We start from the raw sequence: 18,608 nt of genomic DNA on the forward strand, positions 1-18,608 counted from the left end.
GCGAGGCCGGTCAGCTTTCGCCGGCGTGCGTGCATGCACCACGCTCAAGGTCGTGGCTCGACAGCGACAGGTCGGTGGCGGCCGTTCGCAGCTGTCGACGAAATAGGTGACTCAGGCCGAGTCGCTGCAGCCACGGCACCACGCACAACGTGACGTTGCGGCGCAGTAGCTGTCCGCTGGTGCGGGAGATGACAGTTGAGTCGGAGCGCAGCGCCAGGTTCTGGTTTGTTTCCACATACGCCCGTAGCCGGGCTTCGTAAGCCTCGAACGCGGGTTCTGGACGGTCCTGTCGGGCCAGTTCACTGGCAAGCACGTAGGCGCCGGCGATCGCGATACTGGTGCCCTGACCGGACAGGAACGCCGGTGCGTAGGCGGCGTCACCGACCAGTGCGACTCGGCCGGTGCACCAGCGGTCCATGTGGACCTGGCTGACGGTGTCGAAGTAGAGGTCGTCGGAAGAAGGCAGGGTATCGATGAGTTCCTTTGTCCGCCAGCGGTCTTCGGCGAAGTTTTCGCGCAAGGTGTGCAGGATCGTTTCGGTGTCGTAGCGGTCGATCGTGCCTGGGTCGGGATGTATGAAGGACAGGAACACCCGTGCGGCAGAGCCGTCGTTGGGGCGCTCGACCATGACGGTGCGCCCGGGATGTGAGTACAATGCACCGCTTCCCGCAGGAAACATGTCGAGCGGCACGTCCCAGATCGCCGCGTAGGGTCCGAGGTGGCGGATGAACGGTGATTCGGCGCCGAAGGCCAAGCCGCGGACGTTGGAGTGAATGCCGTCCGCGCCGATGACGACGTCGAACAGTTGAGGCGCGCTGCGATTGAAGGTGACCTCTACGCCGGAGTCGGTTTGAGTCAACGCGGTGATCGAGTCGCCGAAGATGTAGGTGGCTCGATCGCTGCTGGCCCGGTACAGGATTTCGCTGAGCGCGCCGCGGGTGATTTCGATGTCGCCGAACGACTCGTTGTTGAGCAGGGCGCCGAAGTCCAACGTCGTCAGCCGACGTCCGGAGGGCGATAGCAGGGCAACTGGCACATGCCGATAGTGCTGCGCCGCGATCTGCTCGTGCAGACCCATCCGGCGGACGATGTCGACCGCGGTGCCGCGGATGTCGATCGGATATCCGCTGGTGCGTAAGCGTTCGGCGCGCTCTACCACCGTGACGTCCCAGCCGGCCTCGGATAGCCAGAAGGCGAGTGTCGGTCCGGCGATGCTGGCACCGGAAATCAGGGCGCTGCGTCTGGTCATGACAGCCATTCCTTCAATTAGCTACACACTTGTTGCTTATATTGCCGACCGTAACAGTGGTCGATAAGCTACGCAAGTGTCTTCTAATGGTTCGACCGCAACGCGGCGCCGCGGTGCCGCGTTGGAGTTCGCCATCTTGGATGCGGGTTGGGATCAGCTCATCGAGGCGGGCTATGAGCGCTTCACCATCGAGTCGGTGGCCGAGCGGTCGTGCTCGGCGCGGTCGGTGCTGTACCGCCGTTGGCCGTCGAGACTGGAGTTGCTGGAGGCGGTGATCCGCCGCCGCGGCGAGGGGGACCAGATCTCAACGCCCGACACCGGGACCTTGCGTGGCGACGTGCTGGCGATCCTCACCGAGTTCAACGACCGACGATCCCGTGTCGTCGGCTTGATCGTCGCGGGCCTGGGCATGTACTTCGATGAGACCGGAGTGTCACCCGCTGAGCTCCGCAGCTGGTTTGTTCCAGAAGGGCCGAGCCTGCTGCAGACCGCCGTCGAACGCGCCGTCGCACGGGGCGAGCTCGTGGCGGTGCCCCCGCGCCGCGTCGTCACGCTGCCGATCGACCTACTGCGTCATGATCTTTTCATGACGATGACGGCGGTAGCGCCGGAAACGATCGTCGAGTTCGTCGATGACGTATTTCTGCCGCTGGCAACGAATTTCGGAAAGGCTCCAGGACGGGACTGATCAGCGAGTCGCGACGCTTCAGAGCTGGACTCAGATGATCGCTGCAAACCGCCTGTGAATCGCCGACGCGGTATGGCTGGCGCCCTATTGCGGGGTGATACTACGACTGGGTCCTCGTCTACTGAGCTGTCGTTCTCCGGATGTAGGTGACGTCATGGTTGACACTGTCATTCAGTACATCTTGAAGCGGCTCAACAAAATTGGTGTCGACGACATTTTCGGTGTGGCCGGGGACTACGCATTTCCGGTGAACGACGCCATCGTCGAGTTCCCGACGATCAACTGGGTCGGATGTTGCAATGAGCTCAACGCCGCCTACGCCGCTGACGGGTACGCCCGCGTCCGCGGACTGGCTGCGCTGTGCACCACCTACGGGGTCGGCGAATTGGCTGCGCTGAGCGGGATCGCCGGTTCCTACGCCGAACATCTTGCGGTCGTCCATCTGGTGGGCGCGCCCAATCTGCCGACGCAGGAGGGCCGGGCGCTGGTGCACCACACGCTCGGCAACGGTGAATTCGATCTGTTCCACCGGATGGCTGAACCGGTCGTGTGCGCGAGCGCGACCATGACCCCGCAGAACGTGGCCGCGGAGACCGAGCGGCTCATTGCTGCGGCGCTTTACCACCGCCGCCCGGTGTACATGGCGATCCCGAGCGACGTTGCAGGCATGCCGGTACTGGCGGCGGCGTCGGCCGCGACCGCGCCGACGAGTGATCCCGCGTCGCTGACGGCGGCCACCGACGCGGTCCTGGCGGCGCTGGCCGGATCCGGTCGGGCGTGCGTCTTACCCGGGGTGCTGCTGAGAAGGCTGGGCCTGCAGGGGGTTGCGACCGCGTTCATCGAGAACTCTGGCCTACCGTTCGCGACGATGTTCGCGGACAAATCGGTGCTCGGGGAGGACCACCCCAACTACATCGGCATGTACACCGGGCGCCTGATGGGCGAATCGGTACGCGAGTACGTCGAATCCGCTGACCCGGTGCTGATGCTCGGGGCCATGCTGACCGACGGCAACACCGCCGGACACACCGTACGGCTGGATCCCAGCAAGACGATCACCATCGATCACCACCGAACGATGGTCGGCGCCACGGTGTACCGCAATGTCGAGATGTCCGACCTGCTCACCCAACTGGCTGGGCGCGTCGCCAAAGGTGCTGAGCTGCCGGCAATTACGCTCGATCGGCTCGGGCCGATCGTCGGCGCTGCCGACGAGCCGATCACTGCCGACGCGCTCTACCCGCGCTGGGCCAACTTCTTCCGGCCCGACGATGTGATCATCACCGACACCGGAACTTCATCGTTGGGTTTGGCTTTTGCACGGTTGCCCAAAGGCGCGCAGTTTCACAACCAAACCCTGTGGGCGTCGATCGGTTGGGCCACGCCGGCCGCATTCGGCGCTGCGGTCGGTGCCCCGGATCGTCGACTGATCCTGATCACCGGCGAGGGTTCTCACCAGATGACCGCACAAGAGCTCGGTCAGTTCGGTAGACGGGGGCTACGCCCGATTGTGTTCGTGCTCAACAACTCCGGCTACCTCAGCGAGCGCATGTTGTGCAAGGACATGTCATTGTCGTACAACGACATTGCATCGTGGAACTACGCCGAGCTGCCCCACGCCATGGGTTGTCAGGGGTGGTTTACCGCCCGGGTGAGCACCTGCGACGAGCTCGACGATGCGCTCAAGGCTGCCGAGCAGGCCGATGGCGCGGCCTACGTGGAAGTCGTCACCGGTGCTTCCGAGGCGCCTCCGATGTACAAGATGCTGCACGAGAACATCGAATCGTTCTACAACGTCAAGTAGGACAACAGCTTCTACGTCATCACACCCGGCTTGTACGGCTGCAGCGGCCGCTGCCGGACGAACGTCGGCCACCAGAACCACGGGCCGAGCAGTCGCACCAGGCACGGCACGATGAACGACCGCACCACCAAGGTGTCGAGCAACAGACCGATGCAGACCGTCGAACCCATCTGACCGATGGTGCGCAGATCGCTGGAGAGCATGGCCAGCATGGTGAACGCGAATACCAAGCCGGCCGAGGTCACCACGCCACCGGTGCTGCCGAGCGCCCGGATCAGGCCGGTGTTCAGGCCGGCGCCCACTTCCTCTTTCAGCCGAGCGACCAGCAGCAGGTTGTAGTCCGAACCGACGGCCACCAGCACGATGAAGGTCAGCGGCAGGATCAGCCAGTGCAGGTGCAGGCCGATCAGGTGCTGCCAGATGAGCACCGATAGCCCGAAGGCGCCGGCGTAGGAGAACGCCACCGTGCCCGGAATGACCAAGGCGGCCACCAGAGATCGGGTGATGATCATCATGATCAGGAAGATCAGCACGAATGCCGCGATGGCCGCGATCAGCAGATCGTTCTTGGCGTAGGTCTGGATGTCCAGGTTGTTGGACCCGGACCCACCGATGTAGATCTTGGAGCCGGCCAGCGAGGTCTCTTTGAGGGAGATCTTGATCGCATCGGGGAACGCCTTGACGTGCTCGATACCCTCAGGCCCCATCGCGTTGCCCTCGTGGGTGACGATGAACCGGGCGGCATGACCGTCGGGCGACATCATCAGTGCCATACCGGTTTTGATGTCTTCGTTGTCGAAGGCCTCGCGCGGGATGTAGAAGAAGTCGTCACTGCGGGACGCGTCGAAGTCGTTGCCGACGTTGATCATGTCGTCGAAGGTCTGGTCGGTGTTCTGGTTCTGAATGTCGGTGGGGCCGTAGTTGTTGACGATCAGGGCCAGCAGGGCCTGATTGTCGGCCACGGTCTGGCGCAGCAGCGACACCATCTGCGGCATGAGGCTGTCGATCACCTGGAATGAGCCGACCGCGTTCTTGATATCTGCGGCCAAGTCGTCGACCTTGTCGAGCAGGTCGAACAGGGACCGGAACGACCAGCACACCGGGATGTCGTAGCAGTGCGGTTCCCAGTAGAAGTACGCCCGGATCGGCCGCATGAAGTCGTCGAGGGCGGAGACCTCGTCGTCCATCTGCTCGGTGACGGCCTGCATGTCTTCCAAAGTCAGCACTGTGGAGTGCAGTTCGTCGGCCAGCTTCTGCGTCAGATCGGCCGTCTTCTTCAGCACCTCGATGCTGTGCGCGGTGATCTTGGCCTGTTTCGCGGTGTTCTCGTTGTTGTGCTGGCTGAACGGCAGCTGCTGCCCGTTACCGCTGCCTTGGGTGGTGAAAAGGTAAGGGATAGAGGCATGTTCGAGCGCCCGGCCCATAGGGCGGGTGATGCTCTGCACCATCGCCACCCCGGGCAGGCGGATCAGTGCCTTGGCCACCCGGTCCAGTGAGATGAAGTCCGCCGAGTTACGCATGTCGTGGTCGGACTGGACCATCAGCATCTCACTGAACAGCTTGCTCTTCGGGAAGTGCCGGTCGGCGGCCTGAAATCCCAGGTTGGCAGGGGCATCCGGCGGCTGGTAGGTGCGGTCGTCGTAGCTGACCTGGTAGGTCGGTACGAACACTGCCCCGGCCGAGACGATCGCCACGCTGGCCACCAGGATCGGCACCGGCCAGCGCACCACGGCGGTGCCGATGCGGCGGTACACCTTGGCCTTGACTTTTTGCTTCGGGTCGAACAGGCCGAACAAGCTGCCGACGCTCAGTAGCGCTGGGCCGATCGTCAGCGCACCCGCGATGGTCAGCAGCATGCTGGTCGCCACCGCGGGGCCCATGGTGTGGAAGTAGTTCAACCGGGCGAAGGTCAGGCAGGCGCACGCGCCGGCGATGGTCAGACCGGAGCCGATGATGACGTGCGAAACACCTTTGTATGCCGTGTAATACGCGTCTTCGCGACTCTCGCCGGCCAGTCGGGCTTCGTGATATCGGCCGATCAGGAATATCCCGTAGTCGGTACCCGCACCCAGGGTCAGTGAGATGACCATGTTGGCCGCGAAGGACGACAGCGGGATCACCCCGTAGTGCCCGAGGGCGGCGATGACGCCCTTGGCGGACAGCATCAGCAGGATCACGCCGAAGAACGGCACCAGCATGGTGACGACCGAGCGGTACACCATCAACAACATGAAGATGATCAGGAACATCGTCGCGATGGTGATGTTGTTCAGGCTCGAGTTCGCGACCAAGAGGGTGTCGGCGGCGAGCGGGGCCGCACCGCTGACGTAAACCTTCAGTCCGGCAGGCGGATTGGAGGTATCGACGATATGTCTGACGGCATTGACCGAATCGTTGGCCTGCATCTGGCCGATGTCGCCGGCCAGTCGCAGCAGCACGTAGGAGGCTTTGCCGTCCAAGCTCTGCGCGCCGGCCGCGGTGATCGGCTTGCCCCAGGTGTCCATCACGTACTGAACGTGGCTGGTGTCGGCCTTGAGGGTGCGTACCAGGCCGTTGTAGTACTCGCGATCTTGCTCGGATAGGCCGCGGTCGGCCTCCAGCACCAGCATGGTCAGGCTGGTCGAGGTGGACTCGTGGAACACGTGACCGATCGTCAGCATCGCCACCTGGGACGGCGCATAGGTCGGGACCATCGGACCGGCGAGTTCCTCGGAGACGTCCTCGATCTTCGGCACAAAGGTATTTGTGGTCACCGCGAGCAGTGCCCAGAAGACGATGATCGGGATGGCCAGGAGGCGAACGGTTCTGGCGAAGAATGGGCGTTTCACCGTCGCGTGGTGCGTGCTGATGGGGGCTGTGCTGTGTTCGCTCATGCGGACTTCACCCGGCAGGTGACGTCGGCATCGCCGTGGTCGTCCGACTGTTCGTCGCGGACAACATCATTCACCTTCATCCGGCACCCGACGCTACCCCCGTGCACCTGTACCGAGATGCTGCCGGAAACCACTGTGAGCGTGGTGGTCTCGGTGTGCGACCAGGGCAGCTCGGTCAGATCGACCTTGTGCGGGTGGCCGCTGATATCCACGTAGGACAGCATGCCGCCCGTACCGACGCTGCCGAAGACTTCGTAGGTGAGGGTCTTGGGGGTGAATTCCGGTGGCGCTTGTGGCTGATTGACGGTCAGTACCGGTCCCGGTTCGGAGAACTCATGGACCTTCACCATGCACAGCACACCGACGCCGATCGCCATCAAAGCGACCAAGGGCATCCATGCCCGCGCGAGGAATCGTCTGCCGGTAGAGCGCTGGCTCACTCGACCACCTTTCGACATGAGGGTCGGGTATATCAACTAGGTTGATATGAGTCGGCGTAAACACTATCAGCCAATCGACGCTGCTGTGCTCGCAGATATTCCTGCGTACCGAACGACATGGTGAGAGCGTTCAGCTAACTCGCAGAATTCACCAAGGTGACTTGGGACAGACGCTTCTTGAGTTTGATCACCCGGAAGATCTGGGCGGTCACATTGATGGACGAGAACATGGCGATGATGCCGAGGAAGGTGCGCTCCGACGGGGTTGCGCCGTGCAGCTGCTCCAGGCTGCCGAGCACGTAGAAACAACCCAGCGAGAAGATTCCCAGCGGAATTGCAAAGGTCACCAATGTCCGTTGGTTGTCGACCACCTGGGTGGCGTACTCGAGTTCCTCGCGGGTCATCGGCTGGCGCTTGCGGACCTTGGTGAGCACGGTCTGCTTGGCCCGGACATCTTCTGCCATGGGCAGCTGCGGTTGCTTCCGGAGTCGCTGGATATAGAAGAACATGATTGTCGCGGCTACCAGGAGTGACACCAGCGCGAGATCGGCCAGCTTGCCGAACAGGTGCCAGTCGGTGCCGAGAAAATTCCACCCCATGTGACGTTCCTTCGTGCAGTCGTGCGCCTCCGAGCCGTCTTAAGACGGTACTTCAGCTAACTGCGTTTGGGTTATCTGTGTCAATCCAGTTGATACAGGGTGGTGGGGTTGAATGGCGGGGTGCGGCTGCTGTTGATCTCCGATACCCATGTGCCGAAGCGGGCGCGTGATCTACCTGCACGGGTGTGGGACGAGGTGGCGCGCGCCGACGTGGTGGTGCATGCGGGGGACTGGGTCGAGATGGGGCTGCTCGATGAACTGGGACGGCGGGCTGTGAGATTGGTGGCCTGTTGGGGCAACAACGACGGCCCGGAACTACGTGCCCGGCTGCCCGAACGAGCGGATGTGACGTTGGAAGGCGTGCGGTTCACCGTCACCCATGAGACCGGTGCGGCCACGGGGCGCGATGCCCGGATGGCACGCCAGTACCCGGACACCGACGTTCTGGTGTTCGGGCACAGTCACATTCCGTGGGACAGCACCGCCGAAAGCGGCCTGCGGCTGCTCAATCCGGGTTCTCCGACCGACCGCCGGCGTCAGCCCTACTGCACCTACCTGACTGCGACGGTCAACGGCGGGAAACTCACTGACGTTGTGCTGCACCAATTGTGAGGGCTCAACTGAAACGTTTGCCGACGTAGACGCCTTCGGGGCGGAAGCGCAGCATGGGCTCGTCGTACTCCTCGAGTGCGTGCGCGACCCAACCGGCGATGCGGGCGATGCCGAAGATCGCTTCCGGTGCATCGGAAGGCATTCGGAACTGCAACGCCATCGTGGCCAGCGCCATATCGGAGTTGATGAATCTGGCCTTGGTGCCGACGATCGTCTCCGAGATGATGTCGACGGCAGCCCGAACGCGGTCGCCTCCACCGGCGGCGTTCAGCAGCCCCAGTAGTGCCACGGCGCGCGGGTCGTGATCGCGGTAGACCCGGTGCCCAGCGCCCGGAATGCGTTCGCCGGCACGCAGGCTCTCGGCCACTGCGCGTTCTGGATCATCCAGGGCGCCTTGAAGATAACGGTAGGCGGCGGTGGCGGCACCGCCATGCAATGGACCATCGAGGGCGGCCAGTCCTGCTGCGATCACCGAGTAGATGCCGGCGCGTGCGCTGGCGGCAACCCGGGCCGCGACGGTGCTGGCTGCCAGGTCGTGATCGGCGAGCAGGACCAGCGCGGCGTTGAGTGCAGCCACCCGGCGAGGTGTGGGTGCCATCGGAGAGAGTTTGGTCCACAGCTGCTTTGCATAAGAGTCCGCAGGATTCGGCTCCGGTGAAAAGGATTTCGCGGCGGGTGGCAGGGCGGTGACTACCGCTTGCAGGATCTGCATCGCTTTCACCGCGACCACCGGTCCCTCTCGTTGGTAGCGCAACCGGTCGGCCGCACCCGCCAGATCCACTGCGATTCGCACCGAGTCCAGCCGGGTGGCATTGGCAGGCAATACAAGACCCAGTTGCGCGGCGGCTTCGGCCCCGAACGGCGAGGGTTGTCGCGGGACGTCGTGATCCCACAACAATCGCGCCACATCCAGAAAGTCGGTGGTGACAAGTTCTTCGGCTCGGTGTCCGCGGTAGAGCAGTTCGTCGCCGGACAGTGAGGTGATGTGGGTCCGGATGCGTTCCACCACACCAGCAGGCGGGCGGGGGCGCACCCCGTCGCGGATGAGCGACTCCACTTCATCGACCGCGAACAAGCTGCCACGCACGCCGGTGATCCGTACGCTGCTCAACCGACCGCGACTGACATACGCGTACACCGACTCGGGCTTGACCCCGAGCACCTTGGCGACCTGTGCCGTGGTCAGGTAGTCGTGGCCGTCGTGTTCGATCGCTGCCGGCCACCGTCGGGTGTGCCGCCCTCGAGTCATGGCCGGACCTCCCTCATATTGATGGAATCAACATTGACTCTGATCAATGTTAAGTCGAATGTGGTTGTACTGCTTGAAAACAGGAGGTCCGCTACATGCCCGACGTGCTCATCGAAGCTGCCCCAGGACTGGCCAACATAGTGGCTGCCGACACCGCGATCGGTGATGTCAGGGGAGAGGAAGGCTTCTACCACTACGGTCCCTACTCGGCCGTCGAGCTGGCCACCAGCCGCAGTTTCGAAGAAGTGTGGTTCCTTTTCCTGTACGGCCGGCTGCCATCAGAGGGGGAGTCGGCCGAGTTCACTGCGTACACCGCGACGTTGCGCAGCCTGCCCACGGAGGTCACCGCGATGCTGCGGATGGTCGCGCTGGCCGGCACCCATGAGCACCCGCTGGCCGGATTGCGCACGGTGCTGTCAGCGGTGGCCGCGACCACCGACCTGCAGCCGACGTGGGATATCGACGAAGACACCCGGCGCCGTGACGCGCTGCGGCTGGCGGCCATGACGCCGACGATCTTGGCTGCGCTGCACCGTATCCGGCAGGGTCTGGATCCGGTCGAGCCGGATCCCGCGCTGCCGGCCGCGGCCAACTGGCTGTATCTGTTGACCGGCCGGCGACCTGATGCCCAGCACGCCAGGGCCATCGAGCAGTACCTGATCAGCACCATCGACCACGGATTCAATGCGTCGACGTTCACCGCGCGGGTGGTCGCGTCGACCGGAGCCGATGTGGCGTCGGCGATTTGCGCCGCGCTGGGCTCCTTCTCGGGGCCGTTGCACGGCGGTGCGCCCGATCGAGCCCTGGATGCGTTGGATGCCATCGGCGATCCGGCGAATGCAACGGCGTGGGCGCGGGCTGCGCTCGACCGTGGTGATCGAATCATGGGATTCGGCCACGCGGTGTACCGGACCGCCGATCCGCGGGCCGAGTTGTTGAAGTCGATCGCGCTCGGGCTTGGTGGTGAGCTGGTCGATCGCGCGGTCCGGGTCGAGGACGACGTGACCGCGGTGCTGGCCGAGTGGCGGCACGATCGCGAACTGCGTGCCAACGTCGAGTTCTATGCCGGCGTGGTGATGGAACTGTGCGGCGTGCCGCGCACCATGTTCACCCCGACGTTCGCGGTGAGCCGGGTCGTCGGCTGGTCCGCACACATCCTCGAGCAGGCCCGCGCTCGAAAGATCATCCGCCCACGGGCGCGATACATCGGTCCGGAACCGACGCGCCCGTCTGCCTAATCCGCGGACGAGATGGCGCTAGGTTGGACTGCATGGAGCAGAAGCCACCCACCGCAGCCATCTCCACCGCCAATCGTGCACACGTCGCATCTCTGCCGTTCGAGGACACCCGGGATTTCGACGATGCCGACCGGGGATTCGTCGGCGCGATGGATCCCTGCGTTGTCACCGCCGCTGACGGAAGAGTGGTGTGGGACAACGACTCCTACAACTTCCTGCGCGGCGCGGCACCGGACAGCGTGCACCCGAGTCTGTGGCGGCAGTCGCAGCTGTGCGCCAAGCAGGGCCTGTATGAGGTGGTGCCGGGCATCTACCAGGTCCGCGGTTTGGATCTGTCCAACATCAGCTTCATCGAGGGCGACACCGGCATCATCGTCATCGACCCACTGGTGTCCACCGAGACTGCCGCGGCCGCCCTGGCGCTTTACCGTGCGCACCGCGGCGACCGGGCCGTGAAGGCCGTCATCTATACCCACAGCCACGTAGACCATTTCGGCGGCGTGCTGGGCGTGACGTCGCAGCCCGACGTCGACGCCGGCAAGGTCGCGATCTTCGCGCCCGAGGGCTTCACCGAACACGCGGTGCAGGAAAACGTCTATGCCGGAACGGCAATGGCGCGGCGGGCGGCATACATGTATGGGGCGGTGCTGGCGCGGGGCCCGCAGGGACAGGTCGGTTGCGGTCTGGGCCAGACCCCGTCGCTGGGTGAGGTGGCGCTGATCGTGCCGACCGTCGACATCACCGCCACCGGCGAGAAGCACACCGTCGACGGTGTCGAGATCGAATTCCAGATGGCGCCCGGCACCGAGGCCCCGGCCGAAATGCATTTCTATTTCCCGCAATTCCGCGCCCTGTGCATGGCTGAGAACGCCACCCATAATCTGCACAACCTGCTGACCCTGCGCGGCGCGCTGGTGCGTGACCCGCACGGCTGGGCGGGTTATCTGACCGAGGCCATCGACAGCTTCGCCGACCGCGCCGATGTGGTGTTCGCGTCGCACCACTGGCCCACCTGGGGACGCGACAACATTGTCGAATACCTTTCGGTGCAACGGGATTTGTACGCCTACCTGCACGACCAGACGTTGCGGCAGCTCAACCAGGGCTATACCGGAATCGAGATCGCCGAGACCTTCCAGATGCCGCCGGCGCTGGATAAGGCCTGGCACACCCATGGTTACTACGGGTCGGTCAGCCACAATGTCAAGGCGGTCTATCAGCGCTACATGGGCTGGTTCGACGGCAATCCGGCTCGGCTCTGGCAGCACCCGCCGGAGGCGTCAGCACCTCGCTATGTGGCGGCGATGGGAGGGATCGACAAGGTCGTCGAGCTGGCGCGAGCGGCGTTCGAGGACAGTGACTTCCGTTGGGCGGCAACCCTGTTGGATCACGCCATCTTTGCCGACCAGAACCACGCGGCGGCCCGCGATCTCTATGCCGACACCTTGGAACAGCTGGCGTACGGCGCCGAGAACGCGGTGTGGCGCAACTTCTTCCTGTCCGGCGCCACCGAGTTGCGGGACGGCAACTTCGGCACCCCGACGCAGGTCGCCTCGCCGTCGCTGCTGGCGCAGCTGACACCGGAGCAGATGTTCGACACCTTCGCCATCAACGTCAACGGTCCGCGGGCCTGGGATCTGGAGCTGGCCATCGATGTGCTGTTCCTGGACAGCGTCACCAACTATCGGTTGAGTTTGCGCAACGGTGTGCTGGTGCACCGCAAGGTGCCGGCCGATCCGAACACCGCCCAGGCGACTGTCACCCTGACGAACAAGTTGCGACTCTTGGCTTTTGCCGCCGGCGACACCGCCTCACCCGGTGTCGAGGTGAGTGGTGACGCGACGGCGCTCCCGACCTTGATGGGCGTGATCGATCGGCCCGACCCGGCCTTCGACATCGTCACGCCCTAGCCCACTCAGGGCGTCGTGGGTAACCAGTTGCCGTGGAATCCGGCGGGCACCCGGTGCGGAAGCTTGATGCTCGCAACGTCCTGCAGGGTCTGTGCGTCGAGGATGGCAAGTTCACTGCGATCGGTGGCCTCGTCATAGACGTACCCCATCAGCACTCCGTCGTCTTCGGCGGCGGTCGGTGACGACGGGTGGAAGATGAACTCGCCCAAGGACTTTCCGGTACCGAAGTTTCGTGTCGCAGTGTTGCGGCTGACCAGGTCGTGCTTGAGCAGGGTGCTGCTCCCGCCGAGGCCTGCTCCGACAGTGTTTGCGTAGCCGTAGCGGTGGCGCTTGCCGGTCAGGCGCTCGTCGACCCGAGGGAATTCCTGGTCATGGTCATCGAAACGCTCTTCGCGGACCTTGCCGTCGCCGAGATCGACGGTCCAGCGCTCCAGTGCAGTCGCGCCTTCGTTCGGGCCCAGCTGGTCGGTGTCGAACATCTTGGGGTGGCGCACCACATCCAGAATGATGGTGTCGTCGTCGGGGGAGTCGTAGGCGTTCATCGGGTGGAAGACGTAGCACGGCTCGATGTCGAACCAGCGCACGTCGGCGTTGCCGCCATCGCGTGGCATCACCCCGACACGCGCCGGGTACTTCGGGTTCCACGAGTACGGCATGCGCCGGTCTTTCGGGTTTCCAGTCGGCTGCCGGGCGGTCACCGGATCGGGGATCTTGACGCGACCGATCAACGCCGACAACAGAAGTCGCGCGGGCAACCGCAATGCGCGCGGGACCGCCATCTCCGCGGAGATACCGGCATCGAACGTGACGGGTAGGTCATAGAAGATCACGTGCCGCTCGGTCAGGGAGAAGTCGTGCATCATCGGACTGCCGTGCACCTCGATGTCGACGGTGCGCTTGGCCCTGCCGTCGGTGCCGATCACCGAGTACTGCACGGTGTTACCGCGGGCGAAGCTGTACGAAACGGCATGCAGCTCACCAGTTTCCGGGTCGCGCTTGGGGTGTGCGGTGTAGCCGCCGGTAAGGGTACCGTCGAAGTCGCAGACGCCGACGGTGTCCAGCTCTTCGGAGAGCTCGTAGTTGGCCAGGCCGCCCTCGACCAGGGCGAGGGTCTTGCCGGCGTGGCCGAGCACGCTGGTGTTGGCGCCAATGCCGACCGGTCCGAAATGCCCTGCGGGAGCAGGTTCACCCAGGGCCTGCGCGGCGAAAGGGCCACGCACCCAGCGGTTGCGGTACCACTCGGCCTTTCCGTCGCGGATGCGGATGCCGTGCACCATGCCGTCGCCGATGAACCAGTGGTACAGCTCCGGGTCGACCTCGCCGATCGGATTCGGTCCGTTTCGTAGGTACCGGCCGTCGAGGTAGTCCGGGATGGTTCCGGTCACGTCAAGGTCGGTGAGGGTGAGTTCTTCATGCATCGGCGCGAATGCGCCTTCGAGATAGCGGTTGGTCATTTCGGAACCTCCATAACAGTGTTATTGGCCGCGCCTATTGGTATAACACTGTTATGACGGGTGTGCAAGGGTGAGCGACGATATTCGTCGGCAACTGGTCGAGGCCGGGATCGTGATCTTGGAACGGGACGGTCTGCAGGCGCTGAGTGTGCGCAAGCTGGCGGCCGAAATCGGCACCTCGACCATGGCCGTCTACACCCACTTCGGCTCGATGACCGGCGTGGTCGAGGCGCTGGCCAGTGAGACGTTCGCGCGCTTCGCCCAGGCGTTGGCGGAGGTGCCACGGACCGATGACCCGGTGGCCGACTTCTTCTCGATGGGCATCGCCTATCGGGCGTTCGCACTGGCGAATCCGCAGCGCTACCAGTTGATGTTCGGCGCCACGGCCCCGGCGTCACTGTCGAGTTACCGGAGCGATCTGACCGTCACCGGCAGTGCCACCTCGCGTGGTATCTGGGGAACGTCCTTCGGCGCGTTGCGCGAGGTGGTGGGCCGGATGATCGACGCCGGCCGGATCCGTGATGACGGCGAGGCGTTCGTCGCGGGCCGGATGTGGAGTATCAGCCACGGCGCGGTGATGCTGGAATTGGCTGGGTTCTTCGGCCACGAAGGACACGGCCCCGCGGAGATTGTTGGTCCGCTTATCATCGACGTGCTGGTCGGCATGGGCGACGACCGTGAATTGGCCAACGGGTCACTGACCGCTGCCGTCAGTGACCACACGTGAGTTCGAAGAGATTGAGCCTCAATGACATTCAATGTTCTCGTCAATGGCGGCGGTATTGCCGGTCCGACTGTGGCGTTCTGGCTGGTTCGGCTTGGTCACACCGTCACCATCGCCGAGCAGGCCGCTGAACTCCGGGCCGGTGGCCAAGCCGTTGACTTCCGCGGTCCAGCTCTCGATGTCCTGGACAAGATGGGCTTGCTGGACCAGGTCCGCGCCGGTGCCACCCGGATGGGTCCGGTGGTGATCGTCGATCAACGCGGCAAGGAAGTCGGCCAATTACCTGCCGAAGTGATCAGCGGCGAACTGGAGATCCACTGGGGCGACCTCGCCGGCATCTTGTACGAAGCCGTGCGCGATGACGTCGAGTACCGCTTCGGCGTTCGGGTATCCGGCCTGACCGACGGCGACGACCAGGTCGACGTGACTTTCAGCGATGGATCGACCGGCGCATACGACCTCGTCATCGGCGCGGACGGATTGCATTCCGGAGTGCGGGGGCTGGTGTTCGGTTCAGAAGACCAGGTGGTCACCCAGTTGGGGCAGTACTTCGGATTCTTCGATATGGACAACCATCTGGGGCTCGATCATCGCGGGGTGGCCTGCGAGGTCGGCGGCCTTGCCGCCCTACTCCAAGCCACGGACCCAGATAAGCCCGCACGCGCGAGTTTCTACCTGACCGACCCTGGGCTTGATTTCGACTACCGAGACACCGAAGGCAACAAGTGCCTGTTCGCTGACCGGTTCGCCGGGATGGGCTGGGAAGTCCCGGAGCTGCTCGCTGCGTTCGCGAAGGCTCCCCAGGTTTATTTCGACTCGATTGCCCAGGTACACCTCGAGTCGTATGCCCGTGGACGAGTCTGCCTCACCGGAGATGCGGCATGGTGCGCCTCGCCACGTTCGGGCATGGGTACCAGCCTCGCCGTGGTCGGCGCCTACGTGCTCGCACACGAATTGCAGGCAGCGGACGGGGACCACGCTGCGGCATTCGCCAGATACCAGCAGTTGATGGCGCCGTACGTTGCGCGTTGTCAGCAACTGGCCATCGACAGTCGCAAGATGGATGATGCGTCGTCGTTGTGGGGGCGGCTGGTCCGGAGTGTGGGCTATCGACTGCTGCGAATTCCCTTGGTGGACAAGTTCGTTGCGCGTCGATCGTTGGCGGTCGGCCGTTCCTTTGCGCTGCCCGGCTACTGACTAGGCGAACCCACCGTCGGCGCGCAGGATGGACCCGGTGGTGAAGCTGGACGCGTCGGACATCAAAAACAGTGCGGCGCCGACGATTTCGCGCGGCTCACCGGCGCGTCCCAGCGGCAGGGAGCCGAAGGGATTCTCTGTGCCGAAGTCCCAGGCTTTGCTGATATCGGTCAGGTATGGCCCGGCCATCAAGGTGTTCACCCGCACCTTCGGGCCGAATGCCTTCGCGAAACCCTCTGTGAGTGTGTTCAATCCGGCCTTGGCCGCGGCGTAGGGCAACATGTGCGCGTCCGGGCGCAGCGATCCCGATGAGCTGACATTGATGATGGACCCGCCACCGTCAGCCACCATCCGCTCCCCGACCAGGGCCGCCAGGCGAAACGGTCCCTTGAAGTTCAGGTTCACCACAGAGTCGAACAGTTTCTCCGACACGCTACCCAGTGACTCATACAGCGGAGACATGCCCGCATTGTTCACCAGGACATCGACCTTGCCGAACCGCGCATATGCCGCATCCACCAAGCCGTCGAGCTCATCCCAACGCCCGACGTGCACCTGGTAGGGCAGAGCGGCCCGACCGGTGGCCTCGACGATCTCGTCTGCGGTGACTTGACATGACTCCAGGTTGCGGCTGGCGATGATGACGTCGGCACCGCAGCGGGCCGCGGCGAATGCCATTTCCCGGCCTAGCCCGCGGCTGCCTCCGGTGATCAGCACCGCCCGATCGGTGAGGTCGAAAAGCTCATCGGCATAGCCCATTTCAGTACTCACTCCTGGCGGTCTCGCGGATGACACGGTGCACGAAATCCAACTTGTCGACGACCGCGGGCGGAATGTCGAACGGATACAGCGGGCCCTTGCCCATCGCGGTGTTGATCCGGTTGAAGAACAACGACACCCATCGCCAGTCGAACAGCAACCGGTCGATGGAGGCATCGGCATACGATTCCAGCGGAGCGATATCGCGTGGAGCGGAAAACCGGACCCGGTCGGCGTGCAGCACCATCCCGGCCTCGCGGCTGCTGTCCATCGTGTCGGTGATGTGTAAGTAGTGGGCAAAACACTCGGCGAAGTCTTCCCACGGGTGCATCGTGGCGTACTCGGAGATGTAGGACGACTCCCAGCCTTCCGGCGCCCCGAACTTGTAGTGCCGTTTGATCGCGTCGGCGTAACTGGCGCGTTCATCACCGAACAGTTCACGGCAGCGGTTCAGGTATTTCGTTGTACCCAAACCATTTTCGATGAGTATGTTCTGGTAGTAGTGGCCGATCTCATGGCGGAAGTGGCCCAGCAGGGTCCGGTACGGCTCGCCGAGGCGCACTCGCAGTGATTCCCGATAGTCGTCGAGGGACTCCACCACATCGATGGTGATGACTCCGTCGGCATGTCCGATGGTCACTTTCTCGCCGGTGCTGTAGCTGGACAGCAGATCGAAGGCCAAGCCGCCGTCGGTGCGCCAGTACGGGTCCACCGGCAGCCCGATGTCTACCAATTGGTAGACCAGCCGCCGCATGGCCGCAGCGGTCGGTAGCAGCTTCTCTCGTGCCGGGGTGTCATCGGCCTCCGGTTCGCGGCGCACCAGTGAGCCGGCCAGACATCGGCCACGTTGGGCTGCCGACTGTTCTTGCGTGGTCAGCCAGTTGCAGCCGAGGGTGATCTCTTGGTTGCACCGGATCCACCATTGCCCGTCGACGCTCACTCTGTCCGCGGTGAGTGCCAACATCCGGCGCGACGGCACGTGCAAACCCAACTGCGTGCCGCACTGGCCACAGCTGTGTGCCTCGAACGGGACGAAGCTGTCGCACACCGGGCAGGCGAACGCACGCACACGTCATATGGTGGCACGGTGCAACTGCTTCTGATCCGACATGCGCTGCCCTTGCGCAATGAACCCGGCGAGGGCTCAGACCCCGACCTGTCCGAAGAGGGCATCGCCCAGGCCCAGCGGCTGCCCGACGCGCTCAAGCGGTTCCCGATCACCCGGCTGATCAGCAGCCCGCAGAAGCGCGCCATCCAAACCGGACAGCCGGTGGCCGATGCGCTGGCGCTGCCCATCGAAATCGATGACCGACTTGCCGAGTACGACCGGGATATGGAGCAGTACATCCCGATCGAACAGATCGCCGCGGAGAAGCCCGAGGAACTGGCCCGACTGCTGAGCGGGCACCTGCCGAGCAGTGTGGACGAAGGCGCGTTTCTGGCCCGGATCACCGAGGCCGTAGCCGATATCGCGAGCGACGGCGAGGCCGATGACACCGTCGCGATATTCAGTCACGGCGGGGTGATCAACGGTCTGCTGCACGACATCTTGCCCACCGAGCGCCTGTTGTCGTTCCAGGTCGACTACACCGGCATCACCCGGCTGTTGTCCTCGGCGCGTACCGGGCGGCTGTCGGTGGCCAGTGTGAACGGCGTCGAACACGTATGGGACCTGCTGCCCAGAAATCATCGGTGGTAGACAGATCGGGTGAGTTCCCTTGATGGCCTGGATCTGTCTGCTCTTGATGTTCATTTGCGGGAGATCGGGGTGCCGCGCTGTGGTGAGCTGAGCGCGGAGTTGGTGGCGGGTGG

Annotated in this window: 16 protein-coding genes; 8 read left to right on the forward strand and 8 right to left on the reverse strand. The window is 63.9% G+C overall.

The window, feature by feature from the left end; translation table 11 throughout:
- Positions 1–10 precede the first annotated feature (10 nt).
- Entirely contained in the window at positions 11–1,249 is a 1,239-nt protein-coding gene (locus tag ABIA30_RS18945) for an FAD-dependent monooxygenase (protein WP_370068126.1), read from the reverse strand.
- 76 nt (positions 1,250–1,325) lie between these two features.
- Between ABIA30_RS18945 and ABIA30_RS18950 the strand changes: the two genes are divergently transcribed.
- Positions 1,326–1,937, forward strand: coding sequence for a TetR/AcrR family transcriptional regulator (locus ABIA30_RS18950; RefSeq protein ID WP_370068128.1), 612 nt, complete (start codon positions 1,326–1,328; stop codon positions 1,935–1,937).
- A gap of 154 nt (positions 1,938–2,091) precedes the next feature.
- The gene (locus tag ABIA30_RS18955; protein ID WP_370068130.1) at positions 2,092–3,741 is read left to right on the forward strand and encodes an alpha-keto acid decarboxylase family protein; all 1,650 of its coding nucleotides are present in this window, start codon (positions 2,092–2,094) and stop codon (positions 3,739–3,741) included.
- A gap of 11 nt (positions 3,742–3,752) precedes the next feature.
- Here ABIA30_RS18955 and ABIA30_RS18960 read toward each other — a convergent pair whose 3' ends face one another.
- The 3 genes from ABIA30_RS18960 to ABIA30_RS18970 form a co-directional block, all read right to left on the reverse strand.
- Positions 3,753–6,614, reverse strand: coding sequence for an RND family transporter (locus tag ABIA30_RS18960; protein WP_370068132.1), 2,862 nt, complete (start codon positions 6,612–6,614; stop codon positions 3,753–3,755).
- Complete coding sequence (locus ABIA30_RS18965) at positions 6,611–7,009, reverse strand: MmpS family transport accessory protein (RefSeq protein ID WP_370068190.1); 399 nt, start codon at positions 7,007–7,009, stop codon at positions 6,611–6,613. Before ABIA30_RS18965 ends, ABIA30_RS18960 begins: the two co-directional genes overlap by 4 nt.
- A 179-nt stretch (positions 7,010–7,188) precedes the next feature.
- On the reverse strand, positions 7,189–7,653 hold the full coding sequence (locus ABIA30_RS18970; RefSeq protein ID WP_370068134.1) for a hypothetical protein: 465 nt from the start codon (positions 7,651–7,653) through the stop codon (positions 7,189–7,191).
- 120 nt (positions 7,654–7,773) lie between these two features.
- Here ABIA30_RS18970 and ABIA30_RS18975 point away from each other — a divergent pair, with 120 nt between their 5' ends.
- Positions 7,774–8,265: a metallophosphoesterase gene (locus ABIA30_RS18975; protein ID WP_370068192.1), complete on the forward strand. Its 492-nt coding sequence runs from the start codon at positions 7,774–7,776 to the stop codon at positions 8,263–8,265.
- A gap of 4 nt (positions 8,266–8,269) precedes the next feature.
- Here ABIA30_RS18975 and ABIA30_RS18980 read toward each other — a convergent pair whose 3' ends face one another.
- Entirely contained in the window at positions 8,270–9,514 is a 1,245-nt protein-coding gene (locus ABIA30_RS18980) for a citrate/2-methylcitrate synthase (RefSeq protein WP_370068136.1), read from the reverse strand.
- Positions 9,515–9,609: 95 nt separating this feature from the next.
- Between ABIA30_RS18980 and ABIA30_RS18985 the strand changes: the two genes are divergently transcribed.
- Entirely contained in the window at positions 9,610–10,752 is a 1,143-nt protein-coding gene (locus ABIA30_RS18985; protein WP_370068138.1) for a citrate synthase, read from the forward strand.
- Positions 10,753–10,784: 32 nt separating this feature from the next.
- The gene (locus tag ABIA30_RS18990; RefSeq protein ID WP_370068140.1) at positions 10,785–12,662 is read left to right on the forward strand and encodes an alkyl/aryl-sulfatase; all 1,878 of its coding nucleotides are present in this window, start codon (positions 10,785–10,787) and stop codon (positions 12,660–12,662) included.
- A 5-nt stretch (positions 12,663–12,667) separates the two neighbouring features.
- On the opposite strand, the gene ABIA30_RS18995 is transcribed toward ABIA30_RS18990, so the two are convergent.
- Complete coding sequence (locus ABIA30_RS18995; protein WP_370068142.1) at positions 12,668–14,116, reverse strand: carotenoid oxygenase family protein; 1,449 nt, start codon at positions 14,114–14,116, stop codon at positions 12,668–12,670.
- Positions 14,117–14,186: 70 nt separating this feature from the next.
- On the opposite strand from ABIA30_RS18995, the gene ABIA30_RS19000 reads away from it, so the two are divergent.
- Positions 14,187–14,843 carry a TetR/AcrR family transcriptional regulator gene (locus tag ABIA30_RS19000; protein WP_370068144.1) on the forward strand — a complete coding sequence of 219 codons (657 nt, stop codon included), beginning with the start codon at positions 14,187–14,189 and terminating at the stop codon, positions 14,841–14,843.
- A 21-nt stretch (positions 14,844–14,864) separates the two neighbouring features.
- Positions 14,865–16,037 (forward strand): FAD-dependent monooxygenase, encoded by a 1,173-nt coding sequence (locus tag ABIA30_RS19005; protein WP_370068146.1) that lies wholly within the window; start codon positions 14,865–14,867, stop codon positions 16,035–16,037.
- Here the strand turns inward: ABIA30_RS19005 and ABIA30_RS19010 are convergent, their stop codons facing one another.
- Both ABIA30_RS19010 and ABIA30_RS19015 read right to left on the reverse strand, forming a co-directional pair.
- Complete coding sequence (locus ABIA30_RS19010) at positions 16,038–16,796, reverse strand: SDR family NAD(P)-dependent oxidoreductase (protein ID WP_370068194.1); 759 nt, start codon at positions 16,794–16,796, stop codon at positions 16,038–16,040. It lies immediately after the preceding gene.
- A gap of 1 nt (position 16,797) precedes the next feature.
- Positions 16,798–17,865 (reverse strand): putative zinc-binding metallopeptidase, encoded by a 1,068-nt coding sequence (locus tag ABIA30_RS19015; RefSeq protein ID WP_370068148.1) that lies wholly within the window; start codon positions 17,863–17,865, stop codon positions 16,798–16,800.
- Positions 17,866–17,883: 18 nt separating this feature from the next.
- On the opposite strand from ABIA30_RS19015, the gene ABIA30_RS19020 reads away from it, so the two are divergent.
- Positions 17,884–18,495, forward strand: coding sequence for a histidine phosphatase family protein (locus tag ABIA30_RS19020; protein WP_370068150.1), 612 nt, complete (start codon positions 17,884–17,886; stop codon positions 18,493–18,495).
- The last annotated feature ends 113 nt before the right edge of the window (positions 18,496–18,608 follow it).

Origin of the sequence: Mycobacterium sp. MAA66, assembly GCF_041261665.1 — a bacterium.
Lineage (GTDB): Bacteria > Actinomycetota > Actinomycetes > Mycobacteriales > Mycobacteriaceae > Mycobacterium.

What these genes read in the sequence shown, in the direction of transcription:
- ABIA30_RS18960 (WP_370068132.1), bottom strand. Translation starts at nt 6,614, where the DNA reads ATGAGCGAACACAGCACAGCCCCCATCAGCACGCACCACGCGACGGTG.
- ABIA30_RS18995 (WP_370068142.1), bottom strand. Translation starts at nt 14,116, where the DNA reads ATGACCAACCGCTATCTCGAAGGCGCATTCGCGCCGATGCATGAAGAA.
- ABIA30_RS19010 (WP_370068194.1), bottom strand. Translation starts at nt 16,796, where the DNA reads ATGGGCTATGCCGATGAGCTTTTCGACCTCACCGATCGGGCGGTGCTG.
- ABIA30_RS18985 (WP_370068138.1), top strand. Translation starts at nt 9,610, where the DNA reads ATGCCCGACGTGCTCATCGAAGCTGCCCCAGGACTGGCCAACATAGTG.
- ABIA30_RS18990 (WP_370068140.1), top strand. Translation starts at nt 10,785, where the DNA reads ATGGAGCAGAAGCCACCCACCGCAGCCATCTCCACCGCCAATCGTGCA.
- ABIA30_RS18945 (WP_370068126.1), bottom strand. Translation starts at nt 1,249, where the DNA reads ATGACCAGACGCAGCGCCCTGATTTCCGGTGCCAGCATCGCCGGACCG.
- ABIA30_RS18955 (WP_370068130.1), top strand. Translation starts at nt 2,092, where the DNA reads ATGGTTGACACTGTCATTCAGTACATCTTGAAGCGGCTCAACAAAATT.
- ABIA30_RS18980 (WP_370068136.1), bottom strand. Translation starts at nt 9,514, where the DNA reads ATGACTCGAGGGCGGCACACCCGACGGTGGCCGGCAGCGATCGAACAC.
- ABIA30_RS18970 (WP_370068134.1), bottom strand. Translation starts at nt 7,653, where the DNA reads ATGGGGTGGAATTTTCTCGGCACCGACTGGCACCTGTTCGGCAAGCTG.
- ABIA30_RS19005 (WP_370068146.1), top strand. Translation starts at nt 14,865, where the DNA reads ATGACATTCAATGTTCTCGTCAATGGCGGCGGTATTGCCGGTCCGACT.
- ABIA30_RS18965 (WP_370068190.1), bottom strand. Translation starts at nt 7,009, where the DNA reads ATGCCCTTGGTCGCTTTGATGGCGATCGGCGTCGGTGTGCTGTGCATG.